The organism is Jatrophihabitans cynanchi (assembly GCF_027247405.1).
GTDB classification, from domain to species: domain Bacteria; phylum Actinomycetota; class Actinomycetes; order Mycobacteriales; family Jatrophihabitantaceae; genus Jatrophihabitans_B; species Jatrophihabitans_B cynanchi.
The window spans coordinates 2,112,404-2,130,087 of sequence record NZ_CP097463.1; the positions used below are offsets into that span (position 1 = coordinate 2,112,404).

The 17,684-nt window shown below is 72.2% G+C and carries 16 protein-coding genes; 9 read left to right on the top strand and 7 right to left on the bottom strand.

Features of this window, described 5'->3' with window-relative positions:
* The first annotated feature begins 94 nt into the window (after positions 1–94).
* The 3 genes from M6B22_RS10210 to M6B22_RS10220 are packed head-to-tail and all read left to right on the top strand — an operon-like array spanning position 95 to position 3,765.
* A complete protein-coding gene (locus tag M6B22_RS10210; RefSeq protein ID WP_269445657.1) occupies positions 95–2,296 on the top strand; it encodes a cytochrome P450/oxidoreductase in 2,202 nt (733 codons plus the stop codon).
* A 39-nt stretch (positions 2,297–2,335) separates the two neighbouring features.
* Positions 2,336–3,100 carry a CoA transferase subunit A gene (locus M6B22_RS10215; RefSeq protein WP_269445658.1) on the top strand — a complete coding sequence of 255 codons (765 nt, stop codon included), beginning with the start codon at positions 2,336–2,338 and terminating at the stop codon, positions 3,098–3,100.
* On the top strand, positions 3,097–3,765 hold the full coding sequence (locus M6B22_RS10220) for a CoA transferase subunit B (RefSeq protein WP_269445659.1): 669 nt from the start codon (positions 3,097–3,099) through the stop codon (positions 3,763–3,765). The genes M6B22_RS10215 and M6B22_RS10220 overlap by 4 nt, the downstream gene beginning before the upstream one ends.
* Before the next feature lie 17 nt (positions 3,766–3,782).
* Here M6B22_RS10220 and M6B22_RS10225 read toward each other — a convergent pair whose 3' ends face one another.
* Positions 3,783–4,460 carry a histidine phosphatase family protein gene (locus M6B22_RS10225; protein WP_269445660.1) on the bottom strand — a complete coding sequence of 226 codons (678 nt, stop codon included), beginning with the start codon at positions 4,458–4,460 and terminating at the stop codon, positions 3,783–3,785.
* A gap of 315 nt (positions 4,461–4,775) precedes the next feature.
* Between M6B22_RS10225 and M6B22_RS10230 the strand changes: the two genes are divergently transcribed.
* Both M6B22_RS10230 and M6B22_RS10235 read left to right on the top strand, forming a co-directional pair.
* Complete coding sequence (locus tag M6B22_RS10230; RefSeq protein WP_269445661.1) at positions 4,776–5,849, top strand: TauD/TfdA family dioxygenase; 1,074 nt, start codon at positions 4,776–4,778, stop codon at positions 5,847–5,849.
* Entirely contained in the window at positions 5,830–6,750 is a 921-nt protein-coding gene (locus M6B22_RS10235) for a ribokinase (protein WP_269445662.1), read from the top strand. Before M6B22_RS10230 ends, M6B22_RS10235 begins: the two co-directional genes overlap by 20 nt.
* Before the next feature lie 27 nt (positions 6,751–6,777).
* Here M6B22_RS10235 and M6B22_RS10240 read toward each other — a convergent pair whose 3' ends face one another.
* From M6B22_RS10240 to M6B22_RS10255, 4 genes are read right to left on the bottom strand one after another with little or no spacing between them, the layout of a single operon-like run.
* The gene (locus M6B22_RS10240) at positions 6,778–8,004 is read right to left on the bottom strand and encodes a zinc-binding metallopeptidase family protein (protein WP_269445663.1); all 1,227 of its coding nucleotides are present in this window, start codon (positions 8,002–8,004) and stop codon (positions 6,778–6,780) included.
* Positions 7,968–9,185 carry a VOC family protein gene (locus tag M6B22_RS10245; protein ID WP_269445664.1) on the bottom strand — a complete coding sequence of 406 codons (1,218 nt, stop codon included), beginning with the start codon at positions 9,183–9,185 and terminating at the stop codon, positions 7,968–7,970. The genes M6B22_RS10240 and M6B22_RS10245 overlap by 37 nt, the downstream gene beginning before the upstream one ends.
* Positions 9,186–9,192: 7 nt before the next feature.
* Positions 9,193–9,714 carry an aromatic-ring-hydroxylating dioxygenase subunit beta gene (locus M6B22_RS10250; RefSeq protein ID WP_269445665.1) on the bottom strand — a complete coding sequence of 174 codons (522 nt, stop codon included), beginning with the start codon at positions 9,712–9,714 and terminating at the stop codon, positions 9,193–9,195.
* Positions 9,711–11,066: an aromatic ring-hydroxylating oxygenase subunit alpha gene (locus tag M6B22_RS10255; RefSeq protein WP_269445666.1), complete on the bottom strand. Its 1,356-nt coding sequence runs from the start codon at positions 11,064–11,066 to the stop codon at positions 9,711–9,713. The genes M6B22_RS10250 and M6B22_RS10255 overlap by 4 nt, the downstream gene beginning before the upstream one ends.
* A 211-nt stretch (positions 11,067–11,277) precedes the next feature.
* Between M6B22_RS10255 and fdxA the strand changes: the two genes are divergently transcribed.
* The 4 genes from fdxA (at position 11,278) to M6B22_RS10275 (ending at position 13,758) form a co-directional block, all read left to right on the top strand.
* Positions 11,278–11,577 (top strand): ferredoxin, encoded by a 300-nt coding sequence (fdxA, locus tag M6B22_RS10260; RefSeq protein ID WP_269445667.1) that lies wholly within the window; start codon positions 11,278–11,280, stop codon positions 11,575–11,577.
* Positions 11,578–12,555 (top strand): NAD(P)/FAD-dependent oxidoreductase, encoded by a 978-nt coding sequence (locus tag M6B22_RS10265; protein ID WP_269445668.1) that lies wholly within the window; start codon positions 11,578–11,580, stop codon positions 12,553–12,555. It begins immediately after the preceding gene.
* Complete coding sequence (locus tag M6B22_RS10270; protein ID WP_269445669.1) at positions 12,555–12,860, top strand: hypothetical protein; 306 nt, start codon at positions 12,555–12,557, stop codon at positions 12,858–12,860. Before M6B22_RS10265 ends, M6B22_RS10270 begins: the two co-directional genes overlap by 1 nt.
* Positions 12,861–12,963: 103 nt before the next feature.
* Complete coding sequence (locus M6B22_RS10275; RefSeq protein ID WP_269445670.1) at positions 12,964–13,758, top strand: IclR family transcriptional regulator; 795 nt, start codon at positions 12,964–12,966, stop codon at positions 13,756–13,758.
* A 1,157-nt stretch (positions 13,759–14,915) separates the two neighbouring features.
* Here the strand turns inward: M6B22_RS10275 and M6B22_RS10280 are convergent.
* Together M6B22_RS10280 and M6B22_RS10285 are read right to left on the bottom strand one after the other, a co-directional pair.
* A complete protein-coding gene (locus tag M6B22_RS10280) occupies positions 14,916–16,967 on the bottom strand; it encodes an ATP-binding protein (protein WP_269445671.1) in 2,052 nt (683 codons plus the stop codon).
* A complete protein-coding gene (locus M6B22_RS10285; protein WP_269445672.1) occupies positions 16,964–17,680 on the bottom strand; it encodes a DUF4255 domain-containing protein in 717 nt (238 codons plus the stop codon). Before M6B22_RS10285 ends, M6B22_RS10280 begins: the two co-directional genes overlap by 4 nt.
* Positions 17,681–17,684: the final 4 nt, after the last annotated feature.

Sequence of the window (17,684 nt, forward strand, 5' to 3'; positions counted from 1 at the left end):
CGTCCCGGGTTATGCTGCCGCACACGAGCACCACCCCGGTGGCGCGGCCGGACAACACCGCGCACCAGCACGAAGCACGTGGAGCGTGCCAGCCATGACCACCACCACCGGTTTCGACCACCATTCGGACGCCGCCAACGAAGACCCGATCGGCTACTACGCGCGGTTCCGGGAGCAGTGCCCGGTCGGGCACACCGACGCGCACGGCGGTTTCCACTACACGACCCGGTACGCCGACATCGCCCGGATCGCCCGCGACGACGAGAACTTCTCCTGCTCGCGCGAGGTCGCGGGCGGCGAGGGCACCGCGATCGTCATCCCGCGCGGCGCCGGCATCGAGCAGTACCCGCTCGAGCTGGACCCGCCGCGCTCGGGCCAGTACCGCGACCTGATCAACCCGCTGCTGACGCAGGGCGAGATCGCCAAGCTGGTCCCGATGATCGCCCGGCACGCCACCCGCGTCGTCGACGAGTTCATCGAGTTCGGCTCGGCCGACCTGGTCCGCGACCTGACCAACCCGCTACCGGCCGCGGTCACCTTGGACTGGCTGGGCTTCCCGGCGGAGGACTGGCCCAAGCTGGCCGGCCCGATCCACGACATCTTCGCCGCCGTCGCCGGCACGCCGCGCGCCTCGCGCGGCGCCGAGGGCCTGGCCTACATGGACCAGCGCATCCGCGAGCTGATCCGCGAGCGCCGTGCCGAACCGCGCGAGGACGCGGTCAGCGTGCTGGCCGCTGCGTGCCACCCGGACGGCACCCCGCTGGGCGAGGAGGAACTCGTCTCGGTCATCGGGCTGCTGATCGCCGGCGGCGTGGACACCACCACCTCGCTCACCGGCTCGGTGCTGGTGCACCTGAGCCGGCACCCGGACCAGAAGCGCCGGCTGATCGAATCGCCGGACCTGCTCGACGGCGCGACCGACGAGTTCCTGCGCGCGTTCTCGCCGTCGCAGTCGATGGCCCGGACGGTGCGGGCCGACGTCGAGATCGGCGGCTGCCCGATGCACGCGGGCGAGCGGGTGCTCATCCCCTGGGTCGCCGCCAACCACGACCCGGCGGTGTTCGCCGAGCCGACCGAGGTCCGGCTGGACCGGGACGCCAGCCGGCACCTCGCGTTCGGGATCGGCAGCCACCGCTGCGCTGGCGCGCACCTGGCCCGGGCGATGTTCCGCGAGATGATGACCCAGGTCCTGACCCGGCTGCCGGACTACGAGGTGCTCGAGGACGGCCTGGTCGCCTACCCCACGCGGGGCAACCAGTCCGGCTGGGACGCGATCCCGATCGTGTTCCCGCCCGGGCAGCGGCTCGGGGCCGACGGCGGTGCCGTCCGCCGGCTCGCCGTGACCGAGACGCTTGCCGTCACCGACGTGGCCACCTCGGCCGACGGCGTCCTCGCGCTGCGGCTGGCACACCCGGACGGGACGCCACTGCCCGCCTGGGCACCCGGCTCGCACGTCGAGCTGCGGCTGCCGTCCGGCCGGTTGCGGCAGTACTCGCTGTGCGGCGACCCGGCCGACGAGCACGGCTGGCGCATCGGCGTGCTGCGCGAGGAGAACGGCCGCGGCGGCTCGGCCGAGCTGCACGCGCTGGCGGCACCGGGCGCGACCTTCACGGTGCGCGGGCCGCGCAATCACTTCCCGCTCGTCGACGCGCCGGACTACCTGTTCCTGGCCGGCGGCATCGGCGTGACGCCGATCCTGGCGATGGTGCGCGAGGCCGCCGCGCGGGGTGCCGACTTCCGGGTCGTCTACGGCGGCCGCACCCGCTCGTCCATGGCGTTCGTCGACGAGCTGCGCGCCGCCGCGGGCGACCGGCTCACCCTGCTGCCGCAGGACGAGGCGGGATTGCCCGACCTGGACGCGCTGCTCAAGGGGGGCGGCCCGGACACCGCGGTCTACTGCTGCGGCCCGGCCCCGATGCTCGCCGCGGTCGAGCGGGCGTGCGCCGCGCACGGTGCCGCCGACCGGCTGCACATCGAGCGGTTCACTGCGGGCGACGAGCTCGAGGTGGCGTTCGACCCGGCGCAGAACACCGCGTTCGAGGTGCACCTCGCGCGCAGCGGCGTCACCCTGCAGGTGCCGCCGGACAAGCGGCTGATCGAGGTCATCCGCGACGCGATCCCCGGAGTTTCCTACGACTGCGAGAAGGGCTACTGCGGCACCTGCGAGACCCGGGTGCTCGCCGGCACGCCCGAGCACCGCGACTCGGTGCTGACCGAGGAGGAGCGCGCGGCGGGCAGGAGCATGATGATCTGCGTCGGCCGGTGCTCGTCCGGCAGGCTCGTGCTCGACCGCTGAGTCGGCAGACCTGATTCTCGCGAGAAGGGCGATCGTTTCGTGGACAAGACCTGTGCCTCGGCGGCCGAGGCGGTCGCCGACATCGGTACCGGCTCGTCGCTGGCCGTCGGCGGCTTCGGGCTGTGCGGCATCCCGCTGGTACTGATCCAGGCGCTGCTGGAGCAGGGCGCCACCGATCTGGAGACGGTGTCGAACAACTGCGGCATCGACGACGCCGGGCTGGGAGTGCTGCTCGGCGCGGGCCGGATCAGGCGCACGATCAGCTCGTACGTCGGGGAGAACAAGGAGTTCGCCCGGCAGTACCTGGCCGGCGAGCTGGAGCTGGAGCTCACCCCGCAGGGCACCCTGGCCGAGCGGCTGCGCGCCGGCGGGTCCGGCATCCCGGCGTTCTACACGCCCGCGGGTGTCGGCACGCTGGTCGCCGACGGCGGGCTGCCGTGGCGGCACGGGCCGGACGGGTCGGTGGTGGTGGCCTCGCCGCCGAAGGAGGTGCGCGTGTTCGACGGGCGCGAGTACGTGCTCGAGCGCGGCATCGTCACCGACTTCGCGCTGGTGCGCGCCGCGCGTGGCGACCGGCACGGCAACCTGTCCTACGACGCGTCGGCGCGCAACTTCAACCCGCTGTGCGCGATGTCCGGGCGGATCACGATCGCCGAGGTCGAGCAGCTCGTCGAGCCCGGCGAGCTGGACCCCGAGCACATCGATACCCCGGGCGTGTTCGTGCAGCGGGTCGTGCAGGTGGGCGAGGAGGGCAAGCGGATCGAGAAGCGGACGCTGCGCCCCCGACCGGAGGCCGCGCGATGACCCTCTCCCGCACCGAACTGGCGGCCCGCGTCGCCGCCGAGCTCACCGACGGGCAGTACGTGAACCTGGGCATCGGGCTGCCGACCCTCGTCCCGAACTACGTGCCGGACGGCGTGCACGTGGTGCTGCAGTCCGAGAACGGGATCCTCGGCGTCGGGCCGTACCCGTACGAGGGCGACGAGGACCCGGACCTGATCAACGCCGGCAAGGAGACCGTGACGCTGCTGCCCGGCGCCGCGTTCTTCGACTCGGCCACCAGCTTCGGGATGATCCGCGGCGGGCACATCGACGTCGCGGTGCTCGGCGCGATGCAGGTGGCGGTCAACGGCGACCTGGCGAACTGGACCATCCCCGGCAAGATGATCAAGGGGATGGGCGGCGCGATGGACCTGGTCCACGGAGCCAAACGGGTGATCGTGATGATGGAGCACTCGGCGAAGGACGGCACCCCGAAGATCGTCAACGCCTGCTCGCTGCCGCTCACCGGCAAGGGCTGCGTGCAGCAGATCATCACCGACCTCGCGTTCCTCGACATCACTCCCGACGGCCTGGTGCTGCGCGAGATCGCCCCCGGGCACACCGTCGCCGACGTCCGCGCCGCCACCGAACCGACGCTGATCGAGGCGGCCGACCTGCGCGAGATGGCGATCCCGACGGGCGTCTGAGAGCAGGGGGTCTGAGATCAGTGCAGCTGCTCGGCCCGATTGAGCACCCGTACGTTGCACTCGCCGTCGGCGTAGTAGTCGACGACCGACAGCGACGCGGTGTCCAGGTGGAACCGGAAGATCGCCTCGTGCGGCGCACCCAGCGCGAGCCGCAGCGCGGTCTTGATCGGCGTCACGTGCGAGACGGCGACGACCCGCCGTCCTGCGTGCCGGGTCAGCACGTCGGCCAGCAGCCGCTGCATCCGTGCCGTCACCGCCGCGAACGCCTCGCCGCCGGGCGGCGCCGCATCGGCGCGCGCCAGCCACGCGGTGAGCTCGGCCGGCCAGGCCCGCTCGACCTCGGCGAAGGTGTGCCCCTCCCAGTCGCCGAAGTCCAGCTCGATCAGGTCCTCGGCGATCTCGACCTGCCCGCCGGTCCGTGCGGCGATCGCCTCGGCGGTCTCGCGCGCCCGCCGCAGCGGTGAGCTGAGCACCACGTCCACCCGCTCGCCGGCGCCGACCAGGCCGGCCACCGCGGCAGCCTGCCCGCGACCGGCGGCGTCGAGCGGCAGGTCGTTGCGTCCGGAGAAGCGACCCTCGAGCGAGTGCTCGGTCGAGCCGTGCCGGACCAGGAGCACGGTCGTGGCGACCTGGTCGGTCTTGCCCCAGCGCCGCTCGGGTAGGCGTTCGGCAGCGTCGGTGGGGATGGCGGGCATGCCTCATGCTAACCGGGCCGGCGCAGGAGCTGCGCTGCACCCTGCGAGACGCCGTCTTTCTTGACGGTACACATCGGCTCGCTTACCGTGGTCGCAACACCGTTAGCGAAACGATGGGATCTCGATGGCACTCACCGACGGCCGGGCGGCCGTTCCGGTGTGCGGATGTCCGGGGTACCGCGAGCCGCTGCGCATCAGGCCGCCTCGCCAAGGGCTGCGTCCGGGCACGGCCGCCGGTGATCCTCAGGTGCTCTGGTAAAGACGGTCCGCACCTTCGGACCCGAGACCATCACCTGCCACCGAAAGCGAATCACCATGACTACAACCGTCAACCTCGAACCGATCTCCGGGCCGTCCGCCTGGCGCGGTGACGAGCTGGCCAAGAGCACCGAATGGATCTACCACCTGTCCGACGCCGAGCTGGCCGAACTGGAGACCGTCGGCCGCCGGTTCGTCGCGGACGACCCGGACCTGCGCACCGTCACCGCCGCCGACTATCCGATTCCCGCGTGCGCTCGGTTGAACGAGGAGAGCGCGCGCCAGCTCGACAGCGGCCGCGGCTTCCTGCTGGTGCGCGGGCTCAAGACGCAGGAGTACGGCGACACGCTCGCCGGCGCGATCTTCTTCATTCTCGGCCTGCACCTGGGCAAGCCGATCGGGCAGAACCAGATGGGCGACCTGCTGGACCACGTGGTCGCCACATCGAACAAGACGATGGACGACGAGGGCGCACTGCCCTCGCGCGTGCGTGACCGGCTGCCGTTCCACTCCGACAGCTCCGACGTCGTGGCGCTGATGTGCCTGCGCGGCGCGAAGGAGGGCGGCGCGAGCAGCCTGGTCAGCGGCACCACGATCTACAACGAGATCCTGCGCCGCCGCCCGGACCTCGCCCCGCTGCTGTTCGAGCCGTTCCACTGGGACTGGCGGCGGCAGGACCCGGACTCGCCGGAAATGACGTACGACTCGCCGATCATCAGCTACGTCGACGGCATCTTCAGCATGTACGCCGGGAACTCGATGATCTTCTCGGCGCAGGAGTACCCGGGCGTGCCGCCGCTGACCGACGACCAGGTCGAGCTGCTGCACCTGTTCGACGAGATCTCGCAGGAGCCCGGCCTGCCGATCGACATGGACTTCCAGCCCGGCGACGTCCAGTGGCTGCTGAACTACGCGGCGCTGCACTCGCGCACCAGCTACGACGACTACGCGGAGCCCGAGCGGCGCCGGCACCTGTTGCGGCTCTGGCTGCGCCGCGATGTCGGCCGGCCGATGGTGGACCGGTTCGGCAAGCACGTCGTGGTGATGGGCGAGCCGTCGACCCCGGTCAAGTCCGGTGGGCGGTTCCGCATCGCCGAGGCCGTCCAGGTCAATGACGACTGGGGAAACTGAGCCGTCGGTCACCGTCGTCGGCAGCCTGAACCTCGATCTGGTCGTCACCGTCGGGCGGTTGCCCGGCCGGGGCGAGACCGTCGTCGGCTCGGCGGCGGTGACCGGTCCGGGCGGCAAGGGCGCGAACCAGGCCGCCGCGGCAGCTGCCCTGTCGCCGCACGTGGCGATGGTCGGCTGCGTCGGCGCGGACGAGGCGGGCGCGCGGCTGCGCGCGGATCTGGCCGACCGCGGTGTCGACGTGACGTCGGTGCTGACCTCGTCGTCCTCCGTGACCGGCACGGCGACAGTGGCGGTCGAGGAACCGGGCGGTGAGAACCTGATCGTCGTCGCCCCCGGCGCCAATTTCGCGCTGAGCGCCGCGGACGTCGACGTGCGCGCCGTGCGGTCGGCCGCGGTGCTGCTCGCCCAGCTGGAGGTGCCGCTCGCGACGGTGCGGGCGGCCGTGCAGCTGGCGGGCGGGATCGTGGTGCTCAACCCGGCGCCGCCGCAGCCGCTGCCCGCCGAGCTGCTCGCCGCCGTCGACGTGTTGGTGCCGAACGAGTGGGAGCTCGCCGCCCTCGCGGGCGCGCCGAGTTCGCCGCACTCGCCGGACGAGCTCGCCGCGCTCGCCCGGTCGGTGACCTCGCGTGACGTGGTCGTGACCATGGGCGGCCGCGGTGCGCTGGTCGTGCCGGGCGACGGGACGCCGGTGGTGATCGCGCCGCCGGCGGTGACGCCGGTCGACACCACCGGTGCCGGCGACTGCTTCTGCGGCGCGCTGTGCGTCGGGCTGGCCGATGGTCTCGACCTCGTGGCGGCCGCGCGCTACGCGGTCACCGCGGCGGCGCTGTCGACCACCGCCGCCGGGGCGCGTGGCCTGCTGCCCGACGACGCCGCCGTCCGCTCCCTGTTGGCCCCGTAGCAGGGCGACACGCCGCTGGCGACCCTGCTACGGGGCCAAGCCGGAGCGGAGCAGCTCGGCGTAGACGCGGGTGAACGCGTCCAGGTCGGCTAGCTGCACGACGTCGCGGCGCGGGTCGGCGGGCGAGCGGGCGCTCTGCGGGCCGAGGCGCACCGCGTCGATGCCGTGGGCGCGGAACACCACGCCGTCGGTCGAGCCGGTCCAGCCGGTGATCGCCGGCGGCGGCTCGCCGAACTCATCGGCCCACGCCGCACGCGCCGCCCGCACGATCGGCGCTCCGGGCGCGGTGGCCGCGGCGGCGTGGATCGGCTCGACCGAGACGTCGAGCGCGCAGCCGCTCAGCGCCGAGCCGGCGAGCGCGGCGCGCAGCCGCCCGTCGAGTTGGCCCCGCAGCACCGCCAGATCCTCGCCCGGCACGGTGACGACGTACAGGTCGACGAGGAGTTCGGCCGGTAGCAGGTCCGGCTTGGCCGCCCAGCCCGAGCGCACCGCGCCGACGCCGGCCTGCGGGCCGACCTGGCCGACCGGCGGGCGTGCACCCAGGTAGTCCTCGCGCCAGGCAGCGAGCGCGTCGAGCACGACACCTGCGTGCACAGCGACGCCACCGGCCGGTACGGCCGACTCGGGCGCCAGCGCCGCGCCGTACCGGCCGCTCACCCGCACCCGCAGGTACGCGGCGCCGGGCTCCTCGAACAGGACTGTCGGCGGCCCGCACTTGGCCACGATCGCGGACGGCGGTGCGGGAGAGCTTTGCAGATAGGCAAGAACCCCGTCGGCGCGGCCACCGCGCCGGTGCGTGCCCGACCCGGCCAGCAGCAGCGTCCCGCGCCGGGCCGCGAGGAATGCGGCCAGCGCGGCAGCAGCCGGAGCGCGTGCCACGCCCAGACCGAAGCCCTCCACCCGGTCGCCGTCGACGACAAGCGGGCCGGCCGCATCGGCACGTCCGGTCACCGCGACGTCCGGTGCGGCACCGTCCAGGCCGGCACCGTCCAGGCCGACACCGTCCAGTGACGTGTCCAGATGCGAGTACAACACCGGACCGGCGCCGCACGAGGCGACCAGGTTCGCGCCGCCGTCGCCGTACGGCTGCAGCGTCCAGCCGAGCTCCGGCCATCGCCCGGCGCACCAGTCGCGCAGCGCGGTCGCTGCGGCGTGCTCGTGCCCGCGCGGTGCCGGCGTCGCGTCCAGTACCCGCAGGACGTCGGCGATCAGCTCGCTCAGAAACGTCCCCAGTCGTCCGAGGCCGGACGCCACACGTCGATGTTGCGCGGGTCGGCCGGCATCCTGCGCGCCCGATGCGTCTCGTGCTCCTCGGGCGTGAACACCCGGTGCCGGTCGCACAGCTCGAAGCGCGGCCCGAACTTCGGCTCGTGCATGTAGAACGCGATCGAGGTGGACGCCGAGTGGTTCACGATGTCCGATGCGATCGGCGCGCCCTTGTACAGCGCCCGGGCCCGCATCCGCATGACGTGATCCAGGCTCTTCATCGCGAAGCACAGGTGCGCCACGTAGTGCTCGGTGTTGTTCTGCAGCGCCAGGCTGTGGTGGTAGCGGTCCTCGCAGCGCAGGAAGGTCGTGGAGCCGACGATCTGGTCGGAGGCCTGGAAGCCCAGCACCTTCGTGTAGAACTCGAGCATCTCGGCGTAGCGCGGCGTCGCGATGAACGGGTGCACCAGGTCGACCGGGCGGATCTCGGTGTGCGGCGGCTCGGCGTACTCCTGGAACTCGGTGAACAGCTCGACGATCAGGCCGTCCGGGTCACGCACGGCGAAGCCGTTGTCGCACAAGGCCCGCTGGCGTTCCTGCAGCGGCAGCACCTCGTAGCCTGCGTCCACGACGCGCTTGTGCAGCTGCTCGAGCACCTCCTCGCTCTCGACGCTGTAGCCGACTGCGACGGTCCAGCCGTTCTCGCGCTCCGGGGCGCTGATCAGCTCGATCGAGTGGTGCTCGATGTCCGCGCGCAGGTAGGCGTACTCGTCGGTGTGCGCCTCCAGCTGAAGCCCCACGTGATAGACGAGGAAGTCGATCGTCGCCTGCAGGTCGGGCACCTCGATGCGCGCGTACTCCATGCCGTACGGCCCGCGCGGCCGCTCGCTGTGCGTCATCTGCGCTCCCCTTCGTGCGGCGGCGTCCGGCCGCGGCGTGTACTCGTACGCGACGATCGCCTGCTGCGCGATCACCGGGCGCCACCGCTCGCGCACGAAGCGCTCGTGCGACTCGCTCTGCAGGTAGCCGAGCAGGTTCTCGTTGGTGTCGAACTCGACGGACATGCTGTGCGTGAACGTGGTGTCGCGCGTGCTCATGTTCTGGCCCATCGACCAGTTGCGCATGTCGGGGTAGACGTCCGGGAACGTGCCGAGCTCGGCGAGGATCGACGCGCGGACGTCCTCGGCGACGTCGTCCTTGAACCGGAACGAGAGGGTGTGCCTGATCATCGCGTCCCTACAGGATGAAGCTCAGGCGCGCGCCGGGTGGCAGCGCCTCGTGGGTCAGGATGGACCGCCGTAGCCGGAAGCGCAGCCCGTCGTCGGTCGGCACCAGCAGGTGTTCGTAGCGGCCGACGTACGTGTCGAACTGCCCGTCGCGGGCGCGGTGCACGATGAACGACGCGGTCACGCGTAGCGCGTCGTCCTCGTGCGCGAACGCCCGCACGTTGGAGATCAGCCGGTGCGTGCGCGAGTGCGGGTTCTCCGCGTGCGCCTTGCGCGACTTGAGCCGCTTCACGCGCGCGCGCAGCAGGTCGTAGTCGTCGTCGACGAACGAGCCGCCCTCGTGCAGCGACCAGCCGCGGTAGTCGGTGGTGGGGATCTCGTAGCGGGCTTCGTCGACGAACAGCGCCAGCCAGTCGTCCAGCTGCCACGCATCCAGCAGATCTGCCTCGACGTACAGGAAGTCCTCGACCTGCGCACGGCTGAACGAGCGGCCGGCCACCGTCACCACGCCGTACTCCTCGACGCTGGTCATCGCACGTCCCGCCCTTCCAGGAACGCGGCGGGACGTTCCCCGCTGACCTGCAGTGCCCTCTCGATGCCGACCGCGCCGACCCAGTGCCGCCAGAAGCCGCGCATCGCGCCCTCGTCGATCGAGCGGCCCTGCACGCCCTTGACCTCGTCGACCATGCCGCGGGACATGTCGCTGTAGTCCAGCCCGGCGCGCACGTCGCCCGCGGTGGCCTCGATGCCGCGCTGCACGGCTTCGTACGCCTCGATGTCGTCCGGCGTCGCCAGCCCACCGGGGCCGACGAAGCTGACGACCGTCTTCATCCGCAGCGCGCGCGCCGCCGGGTCCTCGTTGCGCGGCACCAGCTGCCAGGCGCGCACGTCGGTCTGCCCGGCGCTGACCGGCTCGAGCTGGCGGATCGACAGGCCCTCGATGTCGAACAGCAGCAGGTTGGGGAACACGAACAGGATGTGGCTCTCGTCGGCCACGTAATGCGCGCGCTGCTCGCCGAGCCGCTCGAGCATCTCCCTGCGGTGCTCCTCGGTGCGCAGCTTCTCGTCCTCGCCGAAGCGCGGTTCCCAGATCATGCTGATCCGCCCGCCGTGGCCGGTGAGCACGAGCAGGCCGTGGCCGTTGCCGAGGTTGTATGCGTACTGGTCGTCGTCGGTGACCGCGAAGCCGCTCTCGCGCAGGTACCCGACGAAGGTGTTGTGCGTGGGCGAGAAGTGGTAGCCGTCCATCGCGTTCTCGACGGCCAGCTTCCAGTTGCCGCGCACGCTGTACAGCTGCACGCCCGGCGTGGTGGTCATGCCGCCGACGTGCTGCTGCTCGATCATCGTCATGTAGTCGGCGGCGTCGCCGAGGTGCTCCAGCAGCGGCGGGACGTCCGGGTTGAAGGAGACGAAGACGTAGCCCTCGTGGATCGCGAGCCGCGGCACCGAGCGCAGCTTCATGCTCTCGCGCAACCCCTCGCTACCTTCATATGCGGCGTCGTCCGGGATGGCCGCGACGTCACCGTTGTTGCGGAACGTCCAGGCGTGATAGAAGCACTGGAACAGCTTGTTCGAGCCCTCGCTCTCGCGACACAAGATGGTGCCGCGGTGCGGACAGGAGTTCAGCCAGGCGTGCACCTCGCCGGCGGTGTCGCGGCAGAAGATCAGCGGACGGCCGGCCAGGGTGCGCACCTTGAAGTCGTTCGGCTCGGCGATCTCGCTCTCGTGGCCGAGGTAGAGCCAGGTCCGCATCCAGATGTTGTCGCGCTCCTGCGCGAACACGTCCGGGGAGCGATAGGCGGCGCGGTTGACCCGGAACGTCAGGGCGTCCCAGTCCTCGACGATCATCGGTGTGGCTGACCCGTCGCGACCCGCCTGCGGCATTGCGATCCCGCTCCTTCATTCGTCCGATTCGTCGTGCATAACGAGACGCTGTCTCGCAATGCGCCAAGCCTCTCCCAGCGCGCCGGGGGTGTCAAGAGTAGGCCGGCCGCGCGCTACACGGTTGACGACGCCGGACCCGGTCGTCATGATGGTATCTCGTAATGAAAGACGGCATCTCGCCGTGTGCAGGACTGATCGGAGGCTCACGCCCGTGCCGTACGTCATCACCTCCTCGTGCGTCGACGTCATGGACCAGTCCTGCGTCGAGGAGTGCCCGGTCGACTGCATCTATCAGGGCGGCCGGATGATGTACATCCAACCCGAGGAGTGCGTCGAGTGCGGACGGTGCGAGCCGGTGTGCCCGGAGATCTCGATCTTCCACCACGACGACGTGCCCGAGCCGGTGCAGCACTTCACCCGGATCAACGCCGAGTTCTTCACCGTGCTCGGCTCCCCCGGCGGCGCGCGCAAGGTGGGCTCGGTCGGCACCGATCACCCGGACGTCGCGTAGATGGGCGAGCACCGCGTTGACCTGCTGATCGTCGGCGCCGGACCGACCGGGCTCTACGGCGCCTACTACGCCGGCTTCCGCGGGCTGTCGGTCGCGCTGCTGGACGCACTGCCCGAGGTGGGCGGCCAGATCGCCGCGCTCTACCCGGAGAAGGCGATCTACGACGTCGCGGGCTTTCCGGCCGTCCGCGGCCAGGACCTGGTCGACGCGCTGCGTACCCAGGCGGAACAGGCCGACCCGGTGCTGCTGCTCGGGCGCAGCGCGGTCGGCGTGCTCGAGCACGACGAGGGCATCGACGTCACGACCGACACCGGCGAGGTGGTGCACGCGAAGGCACTGCTGATCACCGCCGGCATCGGAAACTTCACCCCGCGCGAACTGCCGGCCGGCTCGGAGTACGCCGGGCGCGGGCTGCGCTACTTCGTCCCCCGGCTGGACGAACTGGCCGGGCTGGACGTGGTGGTCGTCGGCGGCGGCGACTCGGCGCTGGACTGGGCGCTCGGGCTGGAGCCGGTCGCGCGCAGCGTCACGCTGGTGCACCGCCGGCCGCAGTTCCGCGCGCACGAGCATTCCGTGGCGTTGTTGCGGGCGTCGTCGGTGCGGGTGCTCACGCCGTACGAGGTGCGCAAGATCGGCGGCGAGGCGGCCGTCGAGGAGGTCGTGGTGACGACCCGCGCCGGCGAGCAGGTGGTCCTTGCGGCGCAGGCGGTCGTCGCGGCATTGGGCTTCATCGCCGACCTGGGGCCGATCGAGGGCTGGGGGTTGGCGCTGCGGCACCGGCACGTGCTCGTCGACCGGACGATGCGCACCAACTTGTCGCGCGTATACGCCGCGGGAGACGTCGCCGACTACGACGGCAAGGTCAAGCTGATCTCGATCGGCTTCGGCGAGGCCGCGCTCGCCGTCAACCACATCGCCGCCGCGGTGCACCCGGGAGCGGCGCTCAACCCCGGCCACTCCTCGGACCAGGTCGCGTGATGGGCATGGTCCGCGGCGAGTTCGCCGGGCACCGTCCTTGCCCGGCGCGGGACGCGTACGTCGAGCTGGTGATCCGGATCGAGCAGAAGCGGCTGAACTGGTGCGTGCCCGCCGGCGCGCCCGGCGCCGTGGCCGGGCAGGCTCCCGAGCGGCTCGAGTTGCGCTGGCACCACAGTGGCGTGCAACTGGTCGCCGTTCGGGCGTCGGACGAGGTACCGGTCTCCGGCGCCGAGGCCGTCGAACTGCTGGCCGACCGGCAGCTCGACCTGTTCGTCGACGACCGCTTGATCGCGCTGCACCAATGACGGCCTCGACGCCCGGAGCGCACCGACCCATCCCGGATGGTGCAATCGCATGTCATACTCCTGCACGCCGATCGAGACGAAAGCCCCGCCGAATCGAGGACCGATGAGCCCGAGCACTCCGCGAGAATCGGCAGCCACCGAGACCGCCGCCGCGCCCACCATCCAGACCGTGCAGCGCGCCGCGCTGGTGTTGGGCTCGTTCACGGTGAGCAAGCCGCACCTGAGCCTGAACGAGATCACCAGCAGGCTGGGCGCGAGCAAGGCCACCGCGCACCGGTACACCAAGGCGCTGCGCGCGGCCAACCTGCTGCGCTACGACGAGCGCACCGCGCTGTACTCGCTCGGCCCCCAGGTGCTCACGCTCGCCGCATCGGCCCGCGCCGGGCTGCCGATCGTCAACGTCGCCGAGCCGTACATGGACGAACTGCTCAAGCGGGTGGACGAGACGGTGGTGCTGAGCGTCTGGGACGGCGAGACCGCCACCGTGGTGCGCTCGGTGGACAACACCGACCACATCATCCGGATCGGCGTGCGCACCGGCTCGCGGCTGGACCTGCTGAACTCCGCGCAGGGACGGGTGTTCTGCACCTACCTGCCGCGCGATCAGGTTCCCGGCCTGACCAAGCTGCTGCGCCGCTCGCCCGAGGTGGAGCACGAGTACGAGACGATCCGTGAGCACGGGCTGTCGCTGAACTCCCCGGACATCAACGGGGTCCGCAGCATCGCTGCCCCCATCTTCGAGGGCTCCTCGATCGTCGCCGCGATGGCGATCGTCGGGACCACCGTCAGCGTCTCGACGGACGTCGACTCGCCGATGGCGCAGGCCCTGCTGGAGACGACGCGCGCCCTGTCCCGCCGGCTCGGCAACGCCGACGAGGGACTGGACAGCTCCGCCTGACCGTTCCTCCGCCTGACCGTTCCTCCGCCTGACCGTTCCTCCGCCTGACCGCTCCTCCGCCTGACCGCTCCTCCGCCTGACCGCTCCTCAGCCTGACCGTTCCTCAGCCTGACCGCTCCTCAGCCTGATCAGACACGCGCGCCCGACTGTCCGGCGCCGCTGAACCACCTACGCCTGGACTCGAACATCGGGCTCTGCATGCAATCGTGCGCGCAGACCCCGATGTCGCGCGGCACTGGGCCGTTCCCCGCACCGCGCACCCCCGGGTGCCCGCAGCACCGCGCGATGGGCCGCAGCACCGCGCGATGGGCCGCACCGCGCACCCCCGGGTGCCCGCAGCACCGCGCGATGGGCCGCAGCACCGCGCGATGGGCCGCACCGCGCACCCCCGGGTGCCCGCAGCACCGCGCGATGGGCCGCAGCACCTCGCGATGGGCCGCACCACCAACCCCCTGGGCTCGCACATCGGGCTCTGCATGCAATCGTGCACGCAGACCCCGATGTCGCGCGGCACTAGGCCGTTCCCCGCACCGCGCACCCCCGGGTGCCCGCAGCACCGCGCGATGGGCCGCAGCACCTCGCGATGGGCCGCACCACCAACCCCCTGGGCTCGCACATCGGGCTCTGCATGCAATCGTGCACGCAGACCCCGATGTCGCGCGGCACTAGGCCGTTCCCCGCACCGCGCACCCCCGGGTGCCCGCAGCACCGCGCGATGGGCCGCAAGCACAGCGCGATGGGCCGCACCACCAACCCCCTGGGCTCGCACATCGGGCTCTGCATGCAATGGTGCACGCAGACCCCGATGTCGCGCGGCACTAGGCCGTCCCCCGCACCGCGCACCCCCGGGTGCCCGCGGCACCGCGCGATGGGGCGCAGCACCGCGCGATGGGCCGCACCGCGCACCCCCGGGTGCCCGCAGCACCGCGCGATGGGCCGCAAGCACAGCGCGATGGGCCGCCCCACCAACCCCCTGGGCTCGCGCATCGGGCTCTGCATGCACTGGTGCGCGCAGACCCCGATGTGTCGGCGGCACTCGAAGACTTGAAGCGCTCGAACACCCGCCGTCCCGGCAGGAACCGAGGATGCTTCGCAGCCACGGGGCCAGCCGGCGCAGCCAGAGCCTGGCGATCAGATGCGGGTGCGCCGACGGCGAGTTAGCCGAGCAGGGCGTAGTAGCGGCCGAACTCGTGTTCCAGGCAGAGCCGGCCCATCTTGCGGTACTCGCGCTGCACGGCCGTGATCAGGTGCCCCATCGTCACCTCGGCACCGTCCTCAGCCGCCAAGTACGCGGCGGTCACCGACGCCGAACGGATCCCGCCGCCGGCCAGTTCGAACGACGTTGCCAGGAACGGCAGGTCGACATCATCGGCCCGGCGCAGCGCGGGAGCGAGGCAGCGGTCCCACAGCGCCAGCCGGTGGTCGGCGTCCGGTACCGGGAAGTCGACCAGCACGTCCAGTCGCCGGGTGAACGCGTCGTCGATGTTCGCGCGCAGGTTGGTCGCGAGCAGCACCAGCCCGTCGAAGGACTCCATCCGCTGCAGCAGGTAGGCGCTCTCGACGTTCGCGTACCGGTCGTGCGCGTCGCGGACCTCCGAGCGCTTGCCGAACACCGCATCGGCCTCGTCGAACAGCAGCACGCCGTTCACCCCCGCGGCCGCGGCGAAGATGCGCTCGAGATTCTTCTCGGTCTCGCCCACGTACTTGTCCACCACGGTCGCGAGATCGACGACGTACAGGTCCAGGCCCAGCGAACCGGCGACGACCTCGGCGGACATCGTCTTGCCGGTGCCCGAGTCACCGGCGAACAGCGCCGCCACGCCCATGCCGCGCCCGCCGCCCGGGCGCATCCGCCACTCGCCGAGCACCCGCTCCCGATGCCGCGCCCGCAACGCCACCTCCTGCAGTGCGGTCCTCGTCGCGGTGGGCAGGATCAGGTCGTCCCAGCCGACTGCGGGCTCGACCCGGCGCGCCAGCCGCTGCAGCGCCGAACCGTTCTCCGCGCGGGCGCCGGCCTGCAGGTGCCCCGCCGTGATCCGCCCGTCCGCACCCAGCCGCGACTGCACCGCCGCCGCCCGCGCTGCCCGCGCCACCTGCTCGGGCCGCAGCAGGAACTGCTCGGTGGCCGGGCCGGGATCAAGCTGCGCGTCCCGGCCCGGCGCCAGCGCGTCCAATGCCGCGCGCCACAACCGGGACCGCTCGGTCGGGGTGCTCGCGGGAACCTCGACCAGCAGCGGCTGGACCGCCGCCCAGGCCGGGTCCCACGGCACCTCCCCCACCAGCAGCAGCGGCCGCGCCGAGAGCGCCTCGACCAGTGGCGGGCTGAGTGCCTCCGCGACGACGGACGCCACGATGAGCCCGGCGCCGCGCAGCCCGGCCTCGCGCGCCGCCGTCCTGGCCGTCGCCGGCGGGTCGGGTTCGGCGAGCAGCCGGGCCAACTCGACGGCCAGCACACCGCGTCCGGCCGCGGTCAGGGCGCGCGCGGCGAGCACTCGGCCGGAACCGGTGGGCGGTTCGCGCAAGTACGCCAGGTCGACCCCGGCGCCCAGTGCCGCCGCCAACGGCCCGGCTTCGCCCCAGTCGACGTCCGGGACGTCGGCGAGCACGCCCGCCAGCATCGCGTCCGGGGCGTCGTCGCCGAGCAGGTGAGCGACCACGCGGTCCGGCACCCGCAGCGCCCGGCTCGGGAACGGCCGCTCCGGATCGTCCACCCGCAACAGGCCCTCGCGCACCAGCGGGCCACCGGCCAGCCGTGCGCGGGCCGCAGCTGAGCCGAGCGGTTCCCCGCACAGCGCAAGGGCGACACCGACCGACGGCCGCCGCCTGGTCACGTCATCGTTGAGGTACCCGAACAGCTGCTCGAACCTCGAGTCCAGGTCACCGGCCAGCGCGATCAGCAACAGGTCGACGTCCAGCGGGGTCAGCGCGAACGCGGCGGCGAGCTCCCGCAACCGCACCCGGGCACCGGCTGCCTGCGCGCTGTCGGCGCGCAGTTCGCACGCGGCGAGCGCGTCGTCCGGCCTGGTCAGCACCGGCGCGGACGCCGGCGCGAGCAGCCGGTCGACGGCATCCTCGCTGAGGTACAGCCCACGGAACGGGTCGTCCGGCTGCGGATCCTCGGCCCGCCGGGCGGCGACCAGTTCACGGATCCGCTGCTCGAGCAGGCGGACCCGGTCGAGCAGGTACTGCAGGCCGACGTCCTCGCTCACCCGCCGGCCCTCTTGCGCGCCCGCGCGCGGCGCCCGCCCGACGCCGTCGAGGTAGCCGACGTCGCGGCGCCGGACGATGCCGCCGCGGCCGGTTCGGGCGGCTGGTGCTGGTGCCGCCGCTCGTCTGTGCCGCCGTCGACCCGGTCGGCGAGCGTGACGTACAGGCCCTCGCGCACCGGCGGGCCGGCCGCCTCCTCGAGCCCGGCGGCCATCGGCACGATGACCACCAGGTCGATCGACGGCTTGAGCTCGCCGCCCAGGGCGGTCCACACGTCGGCGAACGCACGGTCCTCCGGCGGCGGCAGGCCGATGGTCAGCGGCGCGACCAGGCCGTTGTCGGTGAGCACGCCCGGCACGACGTGCGGCGGCAACGCGTCGTAGCGCAGCAGGCAGTTCAGCAGCGCGGCCAGCAGCCGGTGCTCGTCCTCGGGTCGTTGCGTCCACGCCGTCACCAGGTAGGACAGCTTGAAGTAACGCGGCGCGGGGATCCGGCCCAGGACCGCCCCGTCCGGTCCGAGCCGGTCCCGCACGCCGACCTCGCGGCGGCGCAGGTCTTCGCGGATGTCGTACAGGTACAGGTTGACGGTCGGTGCGTTGCGCCGCGCGGCCCAGTCCTTGGTCGGCGCGTCCAGCACGACCTCGACGTCACTCGCCCCGTCCAGTGCCTCGGCGCGCACCAGCGTGCGCAGTGCCTCGTCGATCTGCGAGATCACCGGC